The 16,688-nt window shown below is 62.1% G+C and carries 17 protein-coding genes; 15 read left to right on the forward strand and 2 right to left on the reverse strand.

Annotation, left to right across the window (positions count from 1 at the left end; translation table 11 throughout):
* Positions 1 to 95 precede the first annotated feature (95 nt).
* Complete coding sequence (locus B2J69_RS14475; protein ID WP_081140339.1) at positions 96 to 1,274, forward strand: arabinose transporter; 1,179 nt, start codon at positions 96 to 98, stop codon at positions 1,272 to 1,274.
* Between the two features lies 1 nt (position 1,275).
* Here the strand turns inward: B2J69_RS14475 and flk are convergent, their stop codons facing one another.
* A complete protein-coding gene (gene flk / locus B2J69_RS14480) occupies positions 1,276 to 2,307 on the reverse strand; it encodes a flagella biosynthesis regulator Flk (protein ID WP_081140341.1) in 1,032 nt (343 codons plus the stop codon).
* 96 nt (positions 2,308 to 2,403) lie between these two features.
* Positions 2,404 to 3,294 (reverse strand): DMT family transporter, encoded by an 891-nt coding sequence (locus tag B2J69_RS14485; protein WP_081140343.1) that lies wholly within the window; start codon positions 3,292 to 3,294, stop codon positions 2,404 to 2,406.
* Between the two features lie 95 nt (positions 3,295 to 3,389).
* Between B2J69_RS14485 and B2J69_RS14490 the strand changes: the two genes are divergently transcribed.
* The 14 genes from B2J69_RS14490 to B2J69_RS14555 all read left to right on the forward strand — a co-directional run bounded on the left by B2J69_RS14490 (position 3,390) and on the right by B2J69_RS14555 (position 16,680).
* Positions 3,390 to 4,169, forward strand: coding sequence for an AraC family transcriptional regulator (locus B2J69_RS14490; RefSeq protein ID WP_081140345.1), 780 nt, complete (start codon positions 3,390 to 3,392; stop codon positions 4,167 to 4,169).
* Between the two features lie 57 nt (positions 4,170 to 4,226).
* Positions 4,227 to 5,360, forward strand: a complete 1,134-nt coding sequence (gene pdxB / locus B2J69_RS14495) for a 4-phosphoerythronate dehydrogenase PdxB (RefSeq protein ID WP_081140347.1) — start codon at positions 4,227 to 4,229, stop codon at positions 5,358 to 5,360.
* 104 nt (positions 5,361 to 5,464) lie between these two features.
* Entirely contained in the window at positions 5,465 to 6,475 is a 1,011-nt protein-coding gene (locus B2J69_RS14500; protein ID WP_081140349.1) for an aspartate-semialdehyde dehydrogenase, read from the forward strand.
* Positions 6,475 to 7,281, forward strand: a complete 807-nt coding sequence (truA, locus tag B2J69_RS14505) for a tRNA pseudouridine(38-40) synthase TruA (RefSeq protein WP_407944747.1) — start codon at positions 6,475 to 6,477, stop codon at positions 7,279 to 7,281. The genes B2J69_RS14500 and truA overlap by 1 nt, the downstream gene beginning before the upstream one ends.
* A 28-nt stretch (positions 7,282 to 7,309) precedes the next feature.
* Complete coding sequence (locus tag B2J69_RS14510) at positions 7,310 to 7,972, forward strand: DedA family protein (protein WP_081140351.1); 663 nt, start codon at positions 7,310 to 7,312, stop codon at positions 7,970 to 7,972.
* 149 nt (positions 7,973 to 8,121) lie between these two features.
* Positions 8,122 to 9,033 (forward strand): acetyl-CoA carboxylase, carboxyltransferase subunit beta, encoded by a 912-nt coding sequence (gene accD / locus B2J69_RS14515; RefSeq protein ID WP_081140353.1) that lies wholly within the window; start codon positions 8,122 to 8,124, stop codon positions 9,031 to 9,033.
* 86 nt (positions 9,034 to 9,119) lie between these two features.
* Positions 9,120 to 10,394: a bifunctional tetrahydrofolate synthase/dihydrofolate synthase gene (gene folC / locus B2J69_RS14520; RefSeq protein ID WP_081140355.1), complete on the forward strand. Its 1,275-nt coding sequence runs from the start codon at positions 9,120 to 9,122 to the stop codon at positions 10,392 to 10,394.
* Positions 10,384 to 11,148 (forward strand): cell division protein DedD, encoded by a 765-nt coding sequence (gene dedD / locus B2J69_RS14525; protein WP_081140356.1) that lies wholly within the window; start codon positions 10,384 to 10,386, stop codon positions 11,146 to 11,148. Before folC ends, dedD begins: the two co-directional genes overlap by 11 nt.
* 252 nt (positions 11,149 to 11,400) lie before the next feature.
* Positions 11,401 to 11,886 (forward strand): colicin V production protein, encoded by a 486-nt coding sequence (gene cvpA, locus B2J69_RS14530; RefSeq protein ID WP_081140358.1) that lies wholly within the window; start codon positions 11,401 to 11,403, stop codon positions 11,884 to 11,886.
* Positions 11,887 to 11,922: 36 nt separating this feature from the next.
* Positions 11,923 to 13,440 carry an amidophosphoribosyltransferase gene (gene purF, locus B2J69_RS14535; RefSeq protein WP_081140360.1) on the forward strand — a complete coding sequence of 506 codons (1,518 nt, stop codon included), beginning with the start codon at positions 11,923 to 11,925 and terminating at the stop codon, positions 13,438 to 13,440.
* 113 nt (positions 13,441 to 13,553) lie between these two features.
* Positions 13,554 to 14,123 (forward strand): UbiX family flavin prenyltransferase, encoded by a 570-nt coding sequence (locus tag B2J69_RS14540; protein ID WP_081140361.1) that lies wholly within the window; start codon positions 13,554 to 13,556, stop codon positions 14,121 to 14,123.
* 268 nt (positions 14,124 to 14,391) lie between these two features.
* Positions 14,392 to 15,174: a lysine/arginine/ornithine ABC transporter substrate-binding protein ArgT gene (gene argT / locus B2J69_RS14545; protein WP_081140363.1), complete on the forward strand. Its 783-nt coding sequence runs from the start codon at positions 14,392 to 14,394 to the stop codon at positions 15,172 to 15,174.
* 106 nt (positions 15,175 to 15,280) lie between these two features.
* A complete protein-coding gene (locus B2J69_RS14550) occupies positions 15,281 to 15,967 on the forward strand; it encodes a histidine ABC transporter permease HisQ (RefSeq protein ID WP_081140365.1) in 687 nt (228 codons plus the stop codon).
* Positions 15,964 to 16,680 (forward strand): ABC transporter permease, encoded by a 717-nt coding sequence (locus tag B2J69_RS14555; protein ID WP_033750535.1) that lies wholly within the window; start codon positions 15,964 to 15,966, stop codon positions 16,678 to 16,680. Before B2J69_RS14550 ends, B2J69_RS14555 begins: the two co-directional genes overlap by 4 nt.
* The last annotated feature ends 8 nt before the right edge of the window (positions 16,681 to 16,688 follow it).

Consider the following 16,688-nt stretch of genomic DNA (forward strand, 5'->3'; position numbering starts at 1 on the left):
CGCTAAAAATGTTCTATAAAGGGCCGGTCTGACCGGCCCTTTTTCTTTGGTGGATCCGGTGCAGACGCATTTTCCATCAGGGAGCTATATCTGTTATGACCACCACCGCATCTGAACCGCAGGCCGCCTCCACTTTGCCGCTCGCCTGTTCCTCGCTGGCCGTTTTTATTACCTACCTTACCGCCGGACTGGCGCTGCCGGTGATCCCGCTCTACGTGCATCAGGAACTCGGCATGAATAACGTCATGGTCGGCGTGGCGGTCGGTATCCAGTTTTTCGCCACGCTGCTGACGCGCGGCTTTGCCGGTCGCCGCGCCGATCGACACGGGGCGAAGCGCACCACGCAGCAGGGAATGCTGGCGATTATGCTGGTGGGCGTCGCCTACCTCGCCGCCGCGCTGCTGCCGGTTCCGGCGCTGATTAAATTCGCGCTGCTGGCGCTGGGGCGTCTGCTGCTCGGCTTCGGCGAAAGCCTGCTGCTAACCGGCAATCTGACGTGGGGGCTGGGGCTGGTCGGTGCGAAGCGCTCCGGGCTGGTGATGTCGTGGAACGGCATGGCGATCTATGGCGCGCTGGCGGCCGGCGCGCCGCTCGGTCTGCTGCTGCATCAGCACGGCGGCTTCGCGCTGCTGGGCGCGGTGGCGACGGCGCTGCCGCTGGTGGCGCTGGCGCTCAACAGCGCCATTCGGCCGGTGCCGGTGATGGGCGGCGAGCGGCCTTCGCTGTTCAGCGTGATCCGCACTATTTTCCAGCCGGGCCTTGCGCTGGCGCTGCAGGGCGTCGGCTTTGCGGTGATCGGCACCTTTACCTCGCTCTACTTCGCCGCGCAGCAGTGGGGCAACGCGGGCTTTACCCTGACGGCGTTTGGCGTCGCCTTCGTGCTGGTGCGGCTGCTGTTCGGCGGCGCGCCGGATCGTCACGGCGGCATTCGCGTTGCGCTGATCTCCCTGCTGGTTGAGGCGGCGGGGCTGCTGCTGCTGGCGTTTGCCGCCAGCGGCGGGATGGCGCTGATCGGCGCTGCCCTGACCGGCTGCGGCTGTTCGCTGATTTTCCCGGCGCTGGGCGTCGAAGTGGTGAAGCGCGTCTCGCCGCAGGTGCGCGGCACGGCGCTCGGCGGTTTTTCGGCCTTTCAGGATGTCGCCTACGGCGCCAGCGGGCCGCTGGCCGGGCTTATCGCCACCGCACTGGGCTACGGCTCGGTCTACCTGGCCGGTGCCTGCTGCGCACTGCTGGGGATCGCGATCGTCTGGCGCTTTGCCCGACGCGGCGATTAACTTACAGCACCAGCCACAGCAGCAGGGCGACGACGAACAGCAGCAGCACCGCCGCCAGCGCCGGACGCTGCGCCAGCGATGGCGGCAACACCTCGAACACCGGCGCCCAGATCGGCTGCGGGCGCAGCGCGCTGTCGGCCAGCGGCTGCTCCTGGGTTTTTTCGGCGCGGCGCGCAAAAAGGTAGTTGAGCAGATCCTGAGTCTGCGTCGGCGTCAGCACCGTCTGCGGCGTCGCCTGGAAGCGCTGCTGGCTGTAATCCTCCAGCTGCTGACGTTCGCTGCGATCGAGCGGCTGCTTCAGCGACGCTTCCAGCACCTGCAGCGTCGGAGCGCTGTGCTGGCTCAGGGTCAGGCGCACCTGCAGATATTGGGTCAGCAGCGGGAAATGGCGCGACGGGATGGGATCGCCGCTGGTGAGGTTCGCCAGCTTTAGCGCCGAGGTCCAGATTTTGCCGGTCGGCTCGCCGGTGGCGGCGGCCAGGCGCGCGATCTGCTGATTCAGCGTCTGATGCTCGGCGGGCAGCAGCGTGCGGTCGGTAATGCGCGACTGCTGCGGCTGCGGGATCGCCATCTGACCGTTTTGCAGCATAGTCAGCACCTGACGCAGCTGATCCTGCGTCAGCGAACTCAGCACCGTCTGGCCGAACTGCTGGCGGATAAAATCGCTCACCGCCTGGCGGTTATTGCCCTGCGGCAGCAAATCGGTGAGCTGGGTAAGCAGCTGGCGCGTGGCGCGGCCGTTCTCCGCCTGCGTCAGGCGGCCGTTCAGATAGTGCTCCGCCGCCGGAAAGTGGCGCGACTGCAGCTCCGCCTCGCTTTTTACCCCCGCTTCGCGCTTCACGCCCGCCCAGAGTTCAGGCGCTTTAAGCGTGCTGAGCGACATAATGCGCACGATCAGGCGTTCCAGCGTGGTGCGCTGGGCCGGAGAAAGAGGCTGATCGCCAGGCGTCGCGCCGGGGCGGGGCGCGCCGGTCGACGGCGTGACAGAGGAGCGATCGCCCATCGGCGCACCGGGGCCGCTAAGAGGTTGCATGGCGGAATCCTTGAAAACAAGACAGCGTGGGGTGCGCCGGAAAAAAGATGCGCCATGATAGCAAAAGCCCCCGGGAAATCCCACGGGGGCCACGGTTTATTCAGCCAGGGGCCGAGGCGCCCTGAGCGGGGTTTTCAGACGCTGGGCGAGGAGCACCCCCACCAGCGTCATGGCGCCGCCGATCCAGTGATAAGCGTGCAGCTGCTCATGGAGAAACAGCACCGCGATAACGGCGGTAAAAACGGGAACAAAGTTCATAAACAGGCTGGTGGTGCTGGCGCCCAGCCGCTGCACGCCGAGGATCCACAAAAAGGGCGCGATAATCGAGGCGAACAGCCCGGCAAACAGCACCAGCGGAATATTCTGCGCGTTGAGCGCCACATCGGGCGCGCGCAGAAAGCCGGGCAGCAGCAGCAGGACGCCGAAGCCGATCTGCACATAAAGGCTCTGCCAGTTGGGCAGCGGGATCGCCCAGCGGCGGGTCAGCACGCCGTAGAGCGCGTAGGAGGTGGAGGCGGCCAGCATCATCAGCTCGCCCTGGCCAAGGCGCTGCTGCAGCAGCTGCGCGGGATGCCCCTCGCTTACCAGCCATACCAGCCCGGCGAACGACAGCACGCCGCCGATAAGAATGCCGCGCGTCGGCGCCAGCCGCAGCACCACCAGGCTAAGCAGAATGGTCAGCAGCGGAATGGTGGCGCCGAGAATGCCCATTATCACCGCCGAGACGCTGTGCGCGGCGTAGTAGGCCAGGCTCTGATAGAGCACCATGCCGAGCAGGCCGAGGATCAGCAGCCGCCACAGATTCGCCCGGATAATCTGGCGATGGCGCAGGACGCCCGGCAGCGCGAAGGGCGTTAACACCACCAGCGCCAGCAGCCAGCGGTAGAACGAGATCGCGGCAGGATCGATGCTGCCGGCGGAGAGCTTGCTGACAATGGTATTCACTGACCAGATCAGCACCGCCAGCAGCGGAAAAAGTAAATTCATGGTGTACTCCTGAAAAAGTGTGCGCCCAGTGTACTTTTGACCGATTTTAAGGAGATAGTTAAAATCGGACAAAAATCCTTTGCTGACCGGACAGAATGAATTTACAGGTCGAATATCAGCCGCCGCAGGATGCGCTGCAGCTGCGCTACTTTATGCGCTATGAACAAGCCAACGCGAAAACCGAATATCTGCCGCACGCTCACGCGTGGGGGCAGGTGATCTTTGTGACGCGTCACGTGCTGGAGATGAACGTCGAGGGCGAACGGCTGTTGACGCCCGCCACCATGCCGGTCTGGATCCCGCCGCGCCAGCGGCACGCCAGCTACAACCATCAGCAGGCGCAGTTCCGCACCTTTAACCTCGCCGCCGCGCTGTGCGACGGCCTGCCGCAGCGGGCGTGCCTGCTCAACGTCGACGCTATCGTCCATGCGATTATGGACGCCTTCGCCCGCGACGGGCTGGAGCAGCCAGAGACGCCGGAGCAGTGGCGGCTGTGCGAGGTGCTGCGCGATCGGCTGCGATTGGCGCCGGTGCAGGAGAGCTATCTGCCGGGCTCGCGCGACAAATTTCTCGCGCCGGTGCTGCAGGCGCTGGAGGCGGATCCCGGCGACAACACCACGCTGGCGGCCTGGGCGGCGCGCGTCTTCACCACTGAACGCACGCTGGCGCGGCGCTGCCGAAATGATCTGCATATGTCGTTCGGCGAGTGGCGCCAGCGGCTGCGCTTTCTGCACGCCGTCGCCCAGCTGGGGCAGGGCAAAAGCGTGCAGGCGATCGCCCACGACCTCGGCTACAGCTCCGCCTCGGCGCTGATCGTGATGTTCCAGCAGCAGGCGGGCACCACGCCGGATCGCTACCGCGCGCGCCTGGGTTAACGCACGCGTTTGTGCCACAATAGCCCTCTCAATAATGCAACCAGCAGGAAAGCCGTGGTGAAGATTCTTGTCGATGAAAATATGCCCTATGCGCGCGAACTGTTCAGCCGTACCGGCCAGGTGCTGGCGGTGCCGGGACGTCCGCTGCCGCAGCGTGAACTGGAGGATGCCGACGGCCTGATGGTGCGCTCGGTGACGCAGGTAGACGAGGCGCTGCTGGCGGGCAAGCCGGTGAAGTTCGTCGGCACCGCCACGGCGGGCACCGATCATATCGATGAAGCCTGGCTGGAACAGGCGGGCATCGCCTTTTCCGCCGCGCCGGGCTGCAACGCCATCGCGGTGGTGGAGTATGTCTTCTCCGCGCTGCTGCTGCTGGCAGAGCGCGACGGCTTCGCGCTGCGCGACCGCACCGTCGGCATCGTCGGTGTTGGCAACGTCGGCGGACGGCTGCAGAAGCGGCTGGAAGCCTGGGGCGTGAAAACCCTGCTGTGCGATCCGCCGCGCGCCGATCGCGGCGACGCAGGCGACTTCCGCTCGCTCGACGCGCTGGTGGCGGAGGCGGATATCCTTACCTTCCATACGCCGCTGTTTAAAGAGGGGCCGTACAAAAGCTGGCATCTCGCCGACGCGGCGCTGCTGATGGCGTTAAAACCTCACGCCATCCTGATCAACGCCTGCCGCGGGCCGGTGGTGGATAACGCCGCGCTGCTGGAGGTGCTGAAGATGCGGCGCGACCTCAGCGTGGTGCTCGATGTCTGGGAGCCAGAGCCGGCGCTGTCGCTAGATCTGCTGGATCGTGTGGATATCGGCACCGCGCATATTGCTGGCTATACGCTGGAGGGCAAGGCGCGCGGCACCACGCAGGTGTTCGAGGCCTGGTGCGACTTCCTCGGACAGCCGCAGCAGGTACCGCTCAGCGAGCTGCTGCCGACGCCGGAATTCAGCAGCGTCACCCTTAACGGCCCGCTCGATCAGGCAACGCTGAAACGTCTGGCGCATCTGGTGTATGATGTGCGCCGCGATGACGCGCCGCTGCGTAAAGTGGCGGCGAAACCGGGCGAATTCGACCGGTTGCGCAAAACCTATGAAGAGCGCCGCGAGTGGTCTTCGCTGGAGGTAATCTGCCACGACGCAGAAACCGCCAGCCTGTTGAATGCGCTCGGCTTTTGCGCGCGTCTCAACAACAGCTAAATTAATCTTCTCGCCGCGCCGGACGCGGCGGGGGATAATTCCGAAACCTGGGCGGTGAATATCACCGCCTTCTGTTTTTATGTCATTGTCTGGAGTAAACCAACATGTCTGACGGCTGGAATATTGCGCTACTGGGCGCGACAGGCGCAGTAGGGAACGCTGTACTGGAGCTGCTGGCGGAACGCCAGTTCCCGGTTGGTGAATTGTATCTGCTGGCGAGCGAAAACAGCGCCGGCGAGACGCTGCGTTTCGAGGGGCGCTCGGTGCGCGTGGAAAACGCGGCGGATTTCGACTGGTCGCAGGCGCAGCTCGCCTTTTTCGTCGCCGGTCGCGACGCCTCGGCGCGCTATGCCGACGACGCCGCCAACGCCGGCTGTCTGGTGATCGACAGCAGCGACGCCTTCGCGCTGTCGCCCGATGTGCCGCTGGTGGTGCCGGACGTCAACCCACACGTGCTGGCCGACTACCGCAACCGCAACCTGGTGAGCGTCGCCGACAGCCTGACCAGTCAGCTGCTCAGCGCCATCAAACCGCTGGTGGACGCAGCGGGCCTGGGCCGTTTGCAGGTCACTAACCTGATCTCTGCTTCCAGCCACGGCAAAAGCGCGGTCGATGGCCTGGCGGGCGAGAGCGCGCGGCTGCTTAACGGCGTGCCGGCGGACGATCACTTCTTCGGCCGCCAGCTGGCGTTCAACCTGCTGCCGCAGCTGGCGGACGCGGAAGGCAGCGTCGCCAGCGAGCGACGTCTGGTGGATCAGGTGCGCAAAGTGCTGCAGGACGACGGACTGCCGATTGCGGTCAGCAGCGTGCAGGCGCCGGTTTTCTACGGCAATGCGCAGATTGTGCATGTAGAGAGCCTGCGTCCGCTGTCGGCGGAGGAAGCGCGCGCCGAGCTGGCGCTGGCCGCCGATATCAACCTGAGCGACGAAGATAGCTATCCGACGCAGGTCGGCGACGCCTCCGGCAATGAGCAGCTCAGCATCGGCTGCGTGCGCAACGATTACGGCATCCCTGAACTACTGCAGTTCTGGTCGGTCGCGGACAACATCCGCTTCGGCGGCGCGCTGATGGCGGTGAAAACCGCTGAGAAGCTGGTGCAGGAGTATCTCTATTAATGTTGCCTGAAGGTCAGCGCTATAAACTGGCGCTCGGTATTGAGTATGACGGCAGCCGCTACTACGGCTGGCAGCGTCAGCAGGAAGTGCGCAGCGTGCAGGAGAAGCTGGAGAAAGCGCTGTCGAAAGTGGCGAACCACGACGTCAGCGTGTTCTGCGCCGGCCGCACCGACGCCGGCGTGCACGGCACCGGCCAGGTGGTGCATTTCGAAACCACCTCGTCGCGCGCCGACGGTGCCTGGACGCTGGGCGTCAACGCTAATCTGCCGGAAGATATTGCGGTGCGCTGGGTGAAGGCGGTGCCGGATGAATTTCATGCGCGCTTCAGCGCCACGGCGCGGCGCTATCGCTACCTGATCTACAACCAGCGGCTGCGTCCGGCGATCCTCGGCCGCGGCGTCACCCATTTTTATCATCCGCTGGACGCCGAGAAGATGCATCGCGCCGGGCAGTGCCTGCTGGGCGAAAACGACTTCACCTCGTTTCGCGCCGTGCAGTGCCAGTCGCGCACGCCGTGGCGCAACCTGATGCATCTCAACGTCACGCGGCAGGGCGCCTTCGTGATCGTCGATATCAAGGCCAACGCCTTTGTGCATCACATGGTGCGCAATATCGTCGGCAGCCTGATGGAGATCGGCTGCGGCAACCAGCCGGAAAACTGGATGGCGACCCTGCTGGCGGCGAAAGATCGCACGCTGGCGGCGGCGACGGCCAGAGCGGAAGGGCTCTATTTAGTGGCGGTGGATTACCCATCGCATTTTGCGTTACCCGAACCGCCAATGGGGCCGTTGTTCCTGGTGGATTAATCTAGTCGGCTATTTTCAGAGAGGCGTTATGGAGTTCGTCCATTTTTTGGTTGATTTTATTCTGCATATTGATGTGCACCTGGCCGAGCTGGTGGCGCAGTACGGCATCTGGATTTACGCCATTCTGTTCCTGATCCTGTTTTGTGAAACCGGCCTGGTGGTGACGCCTTTTCTGCCGGGCGACTCGCTGCTGTTTGTCGCGGGCGCGCTGGCGGCGCTGCCGGGCAACGATCTTAATGTCCACCTGATGGCGGCGCTGCTGGTGGTGGCGGCGGTACTGGGCGACGCGGTGAACTACACTATCGGCCGCCTGTTCGGCGAGCGGCTGTTCAGCAACCCCAACTCGCGCCTCTTCCGCCGCAGCTATCTCGATAAAACCCATGCGTTTTACGATCGCCACGGCGGCAAAACCATTATCCTCGCGCGATTCGTACCGATTGTGCGCACCTTCGCGCCTTTCGTCGCCGGTATGGGGCATATGTCCTATCGTCATTTCGCGCTGTTCAACGTCGCCGGCGCGCTGGCGTGGGTGCTGCTGTTCTCCTACGCGGGCTACCTGTTCGGCGACCTGCCGGTGGTGCAGGAAAATCTTAAGCTGCTGATCGTCGGCATTATTGTGGTTTCGGTGCTGCCCGGCGTGATCGAGGTGTGGCGTCATCGCCGTCAGGCGAAGCAGCAAAAACAGCGGTAAGGGTTCGGTCGCGTCGCGGTTAGACCAGATTTTTATCCACAGTCAGAATCGGTTGTGGTTTAATGAGCGACATTTCATGTCTGCTGAAGCGGTTTTCAGCGGCAAATAAGATGACTGGACCAGGTCAGTTTTAAACAAAAAGGTCTTCAATGAGCTGGATTGAACGCATTCTTAATAAAAGCAACGTTACGCCTGCACGTCGTGCCAGCATCCCGGAAGGGGTCTGGACCAAGTGCGACAGCTGCGGTCAGGTTCTGTACCGCGCCGAGCTGGAGCGTAATCTTGAGGTCTGCCCGAAGTGCGACCATCACATGCGCATGCACGCCCGCGAGCGCCTCAACAGCCTGCTCGACCAGGGCACGCAGACCGAGCTGGGCAGCGAGCTGGAGCCGAAGGATATCCTGAAGTTCCGCGACTCCAAGAAGTACAAGGATCGCCTCGTTGCCGCGCAGAAAGCGACCGATGAAAAAGATGCGCTGATCGTGATGAAAGGCCAGCTGCACGGCATGCCGGTCGTGGCGGCCGCGTTTGAGTTCGCGTTTATGGGCGGCTCGATGGGCTCTGTAGTCGGCGCGCGCTTTGTGCGTGCGGTGGAGCAGGCGCTGGAAGATAACTGCCCGCTGATCTGCTTCTCCGCCAGCGGCGGCGCCCGTATGCAGGAAGCGCTGATGTCGCTGATGCAGATGGCGAAAACCAGCGCTGCGCTGGCGAAAATGCAGGAGCGCGGTCTGCCCTATATCTCCGTGCTGACCGATCCGACCATGGGCGGCGTCTCCGCCAGCTTCGCCATGCTGGGCGACCTCAACGTCGCCGAGCCGAAGGCGCTGATCGGCTTCGCCGGCCCGCGCGTTATCGAGCAGACGGTGCGCGAAAAGCTGCCGCCGGGCTTCCAGCGCAGCGAGTTCCTGATTGAGAAGGGCGCGATCGATATGATCATTCGTCGCCCGGAAATGCGTTATAAACTGGCGAGCCTGCTGGCGAAGATGATGAATCTTCCCGCGCCGCTGCACGATGGCGAACCGACCGCGCCTGCGGAAGAGCCGGAAAGCAACGAGGCCTGACAGGAGAGAGAGGCGCGCGCGCCGCGCCTTTCACCAATGCACCGTCGACCCGGCTGAACCGGGTCAAAATCTGTTAAACGGGACATATGGACACTCTTCACCTTCCTCAAGCCACGTCGCCTTTGGCCACGTGGCTTTATTATCTTGAGCATCTGCACGCGCAGACCATCGAGCTGGGGCTGGATCGCATTCGCTGCGTCGCGCAGCGCCTCGACCTGCTGAAACCCGCGCCCTTCGTCTTTACTGTCGCCGGCACCAACGGCAAAGGCACCACCTGCCGCACGCTGGAAACCCTGCTGATGGCGGCGGGCTATCGCGTTGGCGTTTACAGTTCGCCGCATCTGGTGCGCTACACCGAACGCGTGCGCGTGCAGGGCCAAGAGCTGGACCCTGCGCTGCACAGCGCCAGCTTCGCCAAAATCGAAGCCGGGCGCGGCGACGTTTCCCTGACCTATTTTGAATTCGGCACGCTCTCCGCGCTGAACCTGTTTCAGCAGGCGCAGCTGGACGTGGTGATCCTTGAAGTGGGGCTGGGTGGCCGCCTCGACGCCACCAATATCGTCGACGCCGACGTGGCGGTGGTAACCAGCATCGCGCTGGATCACACCGACTGGCTCGGTCCGGATCGCGAAAGCATTGGCCGCGAGAAAGCGGGCGTGTTCCGCGGCGGCAAGCCCGCCGTGGTGGGCGAGCCGGAGATGCCCGTCAGCATTGCCGCCGTGGCGGCGGAGAAGGGCGCGCTGCTGCTGCAGCGCGACCGCGACTGGCGCTACAGCCAGCAGGCGGAAAGCTGGGCATTCCGCGACGCGCAGGGCGAGCTGAACGATCTGCCGCTGCCGCAGGTGCCGCTGCCGAACGCAGCCACCGCGCTGGCGGCGCTGCGCGCATCCGGTCTCGGCGTCAGCGAAGCGATTATCCGGCACTATTTGCCGCTGGCGATCCTGCCGGGCCGCTTTCAGACGGTCAGCGAATCGCCGCGCGTGATCCTCGACGTGGCGCACAATCCCCACGCCGCGAGCTATCTCGCCTCGCGTCTGGCGCAGCTGCCGACGCGCGGTCGCGTGCGCGCGGTGGTCGGCATGCTGCATGATAAAGATATCGCTGGCACCCTGGCGGCGCTGGCGCCGCAGATCGACCGCTGGTACTGCGCGCCGCTCGACGGCCCGCGCGGCGCCAGCGCCGACGAGCTGATGGCGCATCTGCCCGCTGAGGCGGCGACAGCGTTTGCTGACGTAGAGAGCGCCTGGCAGGCGGCGCGTCGCGAGGCGGACGCGCAGGATATCGTGCTGGTGTGTGGATCTTTCCACACCGTGGCGCAGGTCATGGAATCGACAGAGATGGAGAAAGGTCGTGGCGAGTAAGTTTCAGAACCGCCTGGTCGGCACCATTATTCTGGTGGCGGTGGGCGTGATTGTGCTGCCGGGCCTGCTGGACGGCAAAAAGAAACACTATAAAGAGGAGTTCGCGGCGATCCCGCTGGTGCCGAAGCCCGACGATCAGCAGGACAGCGAGATGGTGCCGCCAGTGACGCAGCCGTTGCCTGCGCAGCCGCCGCAGGGTGCGGGCAGCGCGGTGAGCAACACCGCCAGCACGGCCAGCAACCCGGTCGCCGAACAGGGCAACGCCACGCCGCAGAGCAGCAGCGAGCCGAGCGTGGTGACGCCGCCGCCGGTGCATCAGAGCGCACCGGCGAAGCCGCGCCAGACCGAGCAGCCGAAAGCGAAACCGGTGGAACAGCCGAAAGCGAAGCCGGTCGAGCAGCCGAAAGCCCAGCCGAAGCCGGTTGAGCAGCCAAAGCCGGTTGAGCAGCCAAAGCCGGTTGAGTCTAAGCCGGCGGAAACGCCGAAGGCCGCAGAGCAGAGCGCGCCAGCCGGTCAGGCCTACGTGGTGCAGCTCGGCGCGCTGAAAAACGCGGCGAAGGTAAGCGAAATCGTAGCGAAGCTGCGCCTGTCGGGCTATCGCGCCTTTACCGTACCGTCGACGCCGGTGCAGGGACAAATCACCCGTATCTACGTCGGGCCGGACGCGTCGAAAGCCAAACTGCAGGGCTCGCTTGCCGAGCTGCAGAGCGTCTCTGGACTGGGTGGGGTGGTGAAACCCTACAGCGCGCATTAGGCCATTGATTGGCGCCGCCGATAGCATAAAAAGGCGGCGCCGCACAAGGCGCTAAACGCGCAGATAAAATAAAAATTCTTTTTAATTCAATACCTTTTGGCGTTGAATCTGAGTCGGGCGAGGAAAGTTTTTTTCATCGCCCTTTTTATGGAAACAGAAAGGGAAAAGCGCTACGCAAACGTTTTCTTTTTCTGTTAGAATGCGCCCCGAACTGGATGCAGGGGTGCAAACGCACTGGCGCTGGAAGAGTTCATGGTCTGGATTGATTACGTCATAATTGCGGTAGTTGGTTTTTCGGCTCTGGTCAGCCTGATTCGAGGGTTTGTCCGCGAAGCCTTATCTCTCGTTACCTGGGGATGCGCGTTTTTTGTCGCCAGTCACTACTACGCCTACCTTGCAGTCTGGTTTACAGGTTTTGACGACGAACTGGTGCGTAACGGCATCGCTATCGCGGTGCTGTTCGTCGCGACGCTGATTGTCGGCGCGATAGTCAACTATGTGATCGGCTCGCTGGTGGAAAAGACCGGCCTGTCGGGAACCGACAGGGTGTTGGGGGTCTGTTTCGGGGCGCTACGCGGCGTGCTGATCGTCAGCGCGATGCTTTTTTTCCTCGATACATTCACCGGCTTTTCAAAAAGCCCGGACTGGCAGCAGTCCCAGCTCATTCCCCAGTTCAGTTCTATCATCAGATGGTTTTTTGACTACCTGAAAAGCACGTCGAGTTTTTTACCCCGGTGACGCCACCGGGAGTGCGGCTAATGAGGAAATGACAACATGTGCGGTATTGTTGGTATCACCGGGTTTATGCCGGTCAACCAGTCGATCTATGATGCGTTAACGGTGCTTCAGCACCGCGGGCAGGATGCCGCAGGCATTTGTACCATCGATGCGCTGAAGTGCTTCCGTCTGCGTAAGGCGAACGGCCTCGTCAGCGATGTGTTCGAAGCGCGCCACATGCAGCGTCTGCAGGGCAACATGGGGATCGGCCACGTTCGTTACCCGACCGCAGGCAGCTCCAGCGCCTCTGAAGCGCAGCCGTTCTACGTTAACTCGCCGTACGGTATTACGCTGGCCCATAACGGTAACCTGACCAACGCGCACGACCTGCGCAAGCACCTGTTCGAAAAGGGCCGCCGTCACGTCAACACCACGTCTGATTCTGAAATCCTGCTCAATATCTTCGCGCAGGAGCTGGATCGTTTTCAGCATGACCCGCTGGAAGCAGACAACATTTTCGCTGCGGTGGCGGCGGTGCATCAGCAGGTGCGCGGCGCATACGCCGTGGTCGCCATGATCATCGGCCACGGCATGGTCGCCTTCCGCGATCCCAACGGCATTCGTCCGCTGGTGCTGGGCAAGCGCGTGCTGCCGGACAGCCGCGTCGAGTATATGGTCGCCTCTGAGAGCGTGGCGCTCGACACGCTGGGCTTTGAGTTCCTGCGCGACGTCGCGCCGGGCGAGGGCGTCTACATTACCGAAGCGGGCCAGCTGTTTACCCGCCAGTGCGCCGAGAACCCGAAAAGCAATCCCTGCCTGTTCGAGTACGTCTACTTTGCGCGCCCGGACTCGTTCCTCGACAAGATCTCCGTCTACAGCGCGCGCGTGCGCATGGGCACCAAGCTGGGCGAGAAGATCGCCCGCGAATGGGAAGATCTCGATATCGACGTGGTGATCCCGATCCCGGAAACCTCCACCGATATCGCGCTGGAGATTGCGCGCATTCTTAACAAACCCTATCGCCAGGGCTTTGTGAAAAACCGCTACGTCGGCCGCACCTTTATCATGCCGGGCCAGCAGCTGCGCCGCAGCGCCGTTCGCCGCAAGCTCAACGCTAACCGCGCCGAGTTCCGCGACAAGAACGTGCTGCTGGTGGATGACTCCATCGTGCGCGGCACCACCTCGGAGCAGATTATCGAGATGGCGCGCGAAGCGGGCGCGAAACGCGTTTATCTGGCGTCCGCCGCGCCGGAGATTCGCTTCCCGAACGTCTACGGCATCGATATGCCGAGCGCCACCGAGCTGATCGCCCACGGTCGTGAAGTGGATGAGATCTGCCAGCTGATCAAAGCTGACGCGCTGATTTTCCAGGATCTCAACGACCTGATTGAAGCGGTGCGCGAAGAGAACCCCGATATCGCCCAGTTCGAATGCTCGGTGTTTAACGGCGTCTACGTGACGAAAGATGTCGATCAGCAGTATCTGGAGTACCTCCAGTCGCTGCGTAACGACGACGCTAAAGCGCTGCAGCGTCAGAATGAAGTCGAGAACCTCGAGCTGCATAACGAAGGCTAAGCGCGTTTTCAGCGATAATAAATGTGCAAACGGGGCGGAGAAATCCGCCCCGTTTGTTTTCGCAATCTGCAGCGGGTTATCATGGCGCCTCACTGAACAGGCAAGGAAGAAGTATGAAACGACTCATCATTGGCATCTCGGGCGCAAGCGGCGCGATTTACGGCGTGCGGCTGCTGCAGGTGCTGCAGCAGGTCAGCGAGGTGGAAACCCATCTGGTGATGAGTCCGGCGGCGCGTCAAACCCTGAGCCTGGAGACCGACTACAGCCTGCGCGACGTGCAGGCGCTGGCGGATGTGGTGCATGACGTGCGCGATATCGCCGCCAGCATCTCGTCAGGCTCGTTTAAAACCCTCGGCATGGCGATCCTGCCCTGTTCGATGAAAACCCTTTCCGGCATCGTTCACAGCTACAGCGACAGCCTGCTGACGCGCGCCGCCGACGTGGTGCTGAAAGAGCAGCGCAAGCTGGTGCTGGGCGTGCGCGAAACCCCGCTGCACATTGGTCACCTGCGCATGATGACCACCGCCGCCGAGCTGGGTGCGGTGATTATGCCGCCGGTGCCCGCCTTCTACCATCGGCCGCAGTCGATAATGGAGCTGGTGGATCAAACGGTTAACCGGGTGGTCGATCAGTTTGACATCACGCTGCCGCAGGATCTGTTTACGCGCTGGAATGGTGCATAAGCGCCTTTATTTGCACTTTTTAAGTGCGAATTCGCGCGGGCGATCACTCTTCGTGCATTTGGTGCACCAAAAGTTAACAAGGTCGCTTTTTCTCTCTGACATCGCTGATATATTCCCCTCACAAACTCGGCCGAACCGCCTCGCTGGCGGCGCGCCGGGCGCGCGAATGGCTTGCATTGCTGGCATGAAATATGCAAGAAATATGTGGCTTAACAAGCGCAAACACATCACGCACCCATAACAAAAAGCACTTCACTGAGGGTTATCTATGAAAAAGCGAGTTCTGGCTCTTTCTCTCATGCTGGGCCTGACCAGCGCCGCCAGCGTCTTCGCCGCGGTGCCGTCGTCGATTCGCATTGGGACTGACCCGACTTACCCGCCGTTTGAATCGAAAAACGCGCAAGGACAGTTAGTAGGCTTCGATATCGATCTTGCCAACGAAATCTGTAAACGCATTAACAGCAAATGCACCTATGTCGAGAGCGACTTCGACGCGCTGATCCCGTCGCTGAAGGCGAAGAAAATCGACGCCATCATCTCCTCGCTGTCGATTACCGCCAAGCGTCAGGAAGAGATCGCCTTCTCCGACAAGCTCTATGCGGCCAACGCGCGTCTGGTGGCGCCGAAAGGCTCGCCGATCCAGCCGACTATTGAATCGCTGAAGGGCAAAAATATCGGCCTGCTGCAGGGCACCACGCAGGAAACCTACGCCAACGAGAACTGGCGCCCGAAAGGGGTGAACGTTACGCCTTATGCGAACCAGGACCTGGTCTATCAGGATCTGAACGCGGGCCGTATCGACGCCGCGTTTCAGGATGAAGTGCAGGCGAGCGAAGGCTTCCTGAAGCAGCCGGTCGGCAAGAACTACGCCTTCGCCGGTCCGGCGGTGAAAGACGATAAAATCTTTGGCGTCGGCACCGGTATGGGACTGCGCAAAGACGACAGCGAGCTGAAAGCGGCGATCGATAAAGCGTTCGAAGCGATGCGCAAAGACGGCACCTACGATAAGATTGCGAAAAAGTATTTTGATTTCAATGTGTACGGTGACTAACCCTGTCGACCTTTACCTGATGGTTACACGCTGAACCGATCAGGACTGCTCGCTGGTACGCCAGCGGGCAGAACATTGATTTTTTCTCCACGACGGGATTGATTACATGCTGTACGGCTATTCTGAGGTTATTCTCAAAGGCACCCTGGTGACGCTGGAGCTGGCGCTCAGTTCAGTGGTGCTGGCGGTGGTGCTCGGCCTGATTGGCGCGGGCGCGAAACTCTCCCGCAGCCGCCCGCTGGCGATGCTGTTTGAAGGCTACACCACGCTGATCCGCGGCGTGCCTGACCTGGTGCTGATGCTGCTGATCTTCTACGGTTTGCAGATCGCCCTTAACTCACTCACCGACGCGCTGGGACTCGCCCAGTTCGATATCGACCCGATGGTGGCCGGTATCATTACGCTCGGCTTTATCTACGGCGCCTACTTTACCGAAACCTTTCGCGGCGCGTTTCTGGCGGTGCCGAAAGGGCAGATCGAGGCCGCCACGGCGTTCGGCTTCACCGGCTCGCAGGTGTTTCGCCGCATTCTGTTTCCCGGCATGATGCGCTACGCGCTGCCGGGCATCGGCAATAACTGGCAGGTGATCCTGAAAGCCACCGCGCTGGTGTCGCTGCTCGGGCTGGAAGATGTGGTAAAAGCGACGCAGCTGGCGGGCAAAAGCACCTGGCAGCCGTTCTACTTCGCCATTGTCGCCGGCGCGATCTATTTAATCTTTACCACGCTGTCGAACGGCGTGCTGTGGTGGCTGAACCGCCGCTACTCGGTGGGCGTAAAAAGGGCAGAGCTATGATCGATATTATTCAGGAGTACTGGAAATCCCTGCTCTGGACCGACGGCTATCGCTTTACCGGCGTCGCCATCACCCTGTGGCTGCTGATCCTGTCGGTGGTGATCGGCGGCTGTCTGGCGGTGCTGCTGGCTATCGCACGCGTGTCGCCGAACCGTTTCGTCAGCACCCCGGTCTGGCTGTTTACCTATGTGTTTCGCGGCACGCCGCTCTACGTGCAGCTGCTGGTGTTCTACTCCGGCATGTATACGCTGGAGGTGGTGAAAGGCTCCGAGCTGCTGAACGCCTTTTTCCGCAGCGGCCTTAACTGTACGCTGCTGGCGTTTACCCTTAACACCTGCGCCTATACCACGGAGATTTTCGCCGGGGCAATCCGCGCCGTGCCGCACGGCGAGATCGAGGCGGCGCGCGCCTACGGCTTCTCCACCTTTAAGCTCTACCGCTGCATTATTCTGCCGTCCGCGCTGCGCACCGCGCTGCCTGCCTACAGCAACGAGGTGATCCTGATGCTGCACTCTACGGCGCTCGCTTTTACCGCCACAGTGCCGGATCTGCTGAAAATCGCGCGCGACATCAACTCCGCGACCTATCAGCCCTTTACCGCGTTCGGCATTGCGGCGGTGCTCTATCTGATTATCTCCTATGTGTTGATTAGCCTGTTCCGTCTGGCGGAACGTCGCTTTCTCGCACACATCAAACCTTCGTCATCGCATTGAGTAGAACT

It is taken from the genome of Pantoea latae (assembly GCF_002077695.1).
GTDB lineage: Bacteria > Pseudomonadota > Gammaproteobacteria > Enterobacterales > Enterobacteriaceae > Pantoea > Pantoea latae.